The organism is Candidatus Thioglobus sp. (assembly GCF_028599055.1).
Taxonomy (GTDB): Bacteria; Pseudomonadota; Gammaproteobacteria; order PS1; family Pseudothioglobaceae; genus Thioglobus_A.
In genome coordinates this window covers 1-3,223 of the sequence record NZ_JAQRMS010000133.1, presented here as the reverse complement: position 1 = coordinate 3,223, position 3,223 = coordinate 1, and the positions used below count along the sequence as shown (strand labels likewise).

Annotated in this window: 7 protein-coding genes; 5 read left to right on the top strand and 2 right to left on the bottom strand. The window is 34.0% G+C overall.

The window, feature by feature from the left end; genetic code table 11:
• Window positions 1–245, bottom strand: a 245-nt coding sequence (locus PSN35_RS06785; protein WP_300031267.1) for a hypothetical protein, incomplete at its 3' end; no start/stop codon positions are given.
• Window positions 238–786 carry a sigma-70 family RNA polymerase sigma factor gene (locus PSN35_RS06780; protein ID WP_300031263.1) on the bottom strand — a complete coding sequence of 183 codons (549 nt, stop codon included), beginning with the start codon at window positions 784–786 and terminating at the stop codon, window positions 238–240. The genes PSN35_RS06780 and PSN35_RS06785, both read right to left, overlap by 8 nt.
• Before the next feature lie 91 nt (window positions 787–877).
• Between PSN35_RS06780 and PSN35_RS06775 the strand changes: the two genes are divergently transcribed.
• From PSN35_RS06775 to PSN35_RS06755, 5 genes are read left to right on the top strand one after another with little or no spacing between them, the layout of a single operon-like run.
• The gene (locus tag PSN35_RS06775) at window positions 878–1,132 is read left to right on the top strand and encodes a DUF2282 domain-containing protein (RefSeq protein WP_300031260.1); all 255 of its coding nucleotides are present in this window, start codon (window positions 878–880) and stop codon (window positions 1,130–1,132) included.
• 53 nt (window positions 1,133–1,185) lie between these two features.
• Window positions 1,186–1,380, top strand: a complete 195-nt coding sequence (locus PSN35_RS06770) for a DUF2892 domain-containing protein (RefSeq protein ID WP_300031258.1) — start codon at window positions 1,186–1,188, stop codon at window positions 1,378–1,380.
• A 12-nt stretch (window positions 1,381–1,392) separates the two neighbouring features.
• Window positions 1,393–1,833 carry a rhodanese-like domain-containing protein gene (locus tag PSN35_RS06765; protein WP_300031255.1) on the top strand — a complete coding sequence of 147 codons (441 nt, stop codon included), beginning with the start codon at window positions 1,393–1,395 and terminating at the stop codon, window positions 1,831–1,833.
• Window positions 1,827–2,648, top strand: coding sequence for a DUF692 domain-containing protein (locus PSN35_RS06760; protein WP_300031252.1), 822 nt, complete (start codon window positions 1,827–1,829; stop codon window positions 2,646–2,648). The genes PSN35_RS06765 and PSN35_RS06760 overlap by 7 nt, the downstream gene beginning before the upstream one ends.
• Entirely contained in the window at window positions 2,641–3,189 is a 549-nt protein-coding gene (locus tag PSN35_RS06755) for a DNA-binding domain-containing protein (protein ID WP_300031248.1), read from the top strand. The genes PSN35_RS06760 and PSN35_RS06755 overlap by 8 nt, the downstream gene beginning before the upstream one ends.
• Window positions 3,190–3,223 lie beyond the last annotated feature (34 nt).

Below are 3,223 nucleotides of genomic sequence, written 5' to 3'. Positions count from 1 at the left end.
CTAAAACGTGATTGAAGAGTCTGTTGCCAAGTTGGTTCTTGTGTTTTAATTTCTTGACTAATGTTATTCCAAATTTGTTTAGCGCTACTTTTATCTAATGGCGCTTGAAGTTGAAGCGCTGAGAGTTTGAGATGCGCATGCTCCACTTCAGCTAAAAATTCTGGCGTTAGTTCGATTTGGTCTTTCTCTGTTTGAGTTAAAAGACCTAGTGCATATTCATAAGCAAGGTTTTCATGATTAGGCATGATCACCCTCCAGGCATTTTCTTAAAATAGGCAGCGATCTTGAAACCCAGGTTTTAACTGTATTAACTGGAGAGCCAACTGCTTTAGCAATATTGTCATAAGTAAGGCCGTTAAAATAGGCCATAAATACCACTGTTCTAGATTCTGCCTTAAGCTGCTTTAAACAATCATGTAACTGTTTGCTGGCATCATTTGCCTCAAGAGAGTTTAAGAAGTGTATTTGCTCATCTTTAATAATACTGAGCTCGAAATCATCTTGAATGGGTAATTCGTGCTTACGCACGTAGTCAATCGCGTGGTTTCTAGCAATGGTGGACATCCAAGTCATCATATTGGCTTTCTCCGCATTATAAGAATCTAGTCGATTCCATATTTTTATATAAACTTCCTGCAGACAATCTTCAGAAAGCTCTTTTCTCTTTAATATACGGATGATGACGCCAAAAAGACGCAAAGATGTTAATTTATATATTTGCTCAAAGCTTCTTTGGGTTTTATCTTGTTGCAACTTGACAAAATAAAATTCTAGATTTTTTTCCATTAATTGAAACTTTAAAAAAATGATTGCGTATATTGTAGCGTAGATAATAAAAAATCTGCACTTTTTAATTAACTTTATAAGGAATAAGAAAATGAATAAAACATTAAAAGCATCACTGGCAACTATTGCAATACTAGGCTCTAACGCGCTTGTCTTAGATGCACAAGCAGCCTCCAAGGAAAAATGTTACGGTGTGGTTGAAGCAGGACAAAACGATTGTGCTACTAAAACTTCATCTTGTGCTGGCACTTCAACAGTAGATGGACAGGAAGATGCGTTTGTTGCACTGCCAGTTGGTCTTTGCGACAAGTTAGTTGGCGGCAGTTTAACATCCTCTTCTATGTAGTTAATATACAGCTAAGTTATTTTTATAGCTTAGCTGTTTTTTGGAGTATTGATATGCAAAAGAACGTAGGAAAAATTGATAAAATTTTGAGAATAATACTAGGCATTGCCCTTATTATTTATGCAATTTATGGTGGTGCATTATGGGCATTGATTGGAATTGTTCCACTAGTTACTGGGCTTATGGGGCGCTGTCCAGTTTATAAAATATTCAACTGCTCTAGTTGTGAAAATCGCAACAAACTTTAAATAGGATAAATAATGCAAAAAATACTAATTATTATGTTTTTCATTTCTACCAATGTTTTGGCTAGTTTTACTACTTTAACAACAAACGAGGTGCTTGCCAAACAGACAAATGGTACCATTATCATCGATGTTCGTAGGGTTGATGAATACAACAAATATGGTGTTATTCCAGGGTCGCACAAATTAACTTTTTTTGATAAAAATGGCAAATATAATGCTAAAAAATGGCTGGCTGATTTAGAAAAAATTGTACCTACAAAAGCCACAGAATTTATTTTAGTTTGTGCTCATGCTAATCGCACTAAAACCATTGGTAAGTTTTTAAATAGTGAAACGGCTTATAAAAATATCTACGAGCTTGATGGTGGTATTAATTATGGTTGGATTGATAAAGGCTTGGCAACTACAAAAATTGCTGCTAAGTCAGCCAAGCCTTGGTATCAGTTTTGGTAGAAAAAATTAACAATTCTGGTATTGGACTACGTCATCAACATTTACAGCAGGTGCTGGATGAAAAGCCAAAAATAAATTGGTTTGAGGTGCATTCTGAGAATTTTTTTTATGATAATTTAGCCACTTATCAATTAGAGCAAATTGCTGATAATTATCCAATTAGTCTTCACGGTATCGGTCTGTCATTAGGTTCTAGCGATAAACTTAACCAGCAGCATTTACAAAATCTCAAGGATGCTATTGATAGGTTTAACCCTGATTTGGTTTCTGATCACCTGTCTTGGTCGAGTGTTGACAATAATTACATCAATGATTTATTGCCAATCGCTTATACGGCACAGGCGCTGGATAATTTTGTTGACAAAGTTAAACAAGTTCAAGATTTTCTGGGTAGACAAATCTTAATTGAAAACCCGTCTTCTTATTTACGCTTTAAAGACTCTAAAATACCCGAATGGGATTTTTTTGCCAGTTTACCTGGCTTGACTGGCTGTGGATTGTTGCTCGATGTTAATAATGTTTTTGTGAGTTGTTTTAATCATGGATATGAGGCAAATGATTATCTAGATGCCATTAATGGAGATGATGTTGGTGAGATTCATCTGGCAGGATATACTGAAAAAAATCTAGCCAAGGGCACAATTTTGATTGATGATCATAGTAAAAAAATTAGTAGTGAAGTATGGGATTTATATAAAAAAACCATCAACACAATAGGCAATAAGCCAACCCTTATTGAATGGGATACCGATATTCCTGATTTATCAGTTTTATTAAATGAGGCGCAAAAAGCTCAAGGTTTTTTAGATGCTTAAAAAATTACAACAAGATTTTTATCAAGATATTTTAGACCCTAACAAAGCTAAGAACTATTTAGATAACGCCAATTTTACTGGTAGTGACTTAATCAAAATTTATCATAATCAGTATTTTATTAGCATGACTCAAGCCCTAGCTAGTAGTTATAGTTGCGTTAAACGCTTGGTTGGTGAGGAGTTTTTTAATATGCTTGCTCACCAGTTTATTAAAAAACATCCATCAAAAAGCGCTAGTATTATTGATTATGGTCATGAATTTTCAGTATTTATAAAAACCAATGAACATTGCAAAAATATGGCGTATCTTGCAGATATAGCAAAACTTGAAAATTTATACGAGTGCTGTTATTTTTCATTGAATGCTGTGTTTTTTATGCAATCAGATTATCCGGTTGTGGAAATTTGGCAGCTTAATGACAATAGTGAGCAGCTAGATTTATCAAGTGGTAAAGTTTATTTAAAGTTTTATAAAGAGGGTGGTAGCGTGATTGTTGAAAAAATAACAAAACAGGAGTTTGAAAATGGAAAAAATAATTAATATTTACAATAAAGTGTTTGCATGGATATATAAA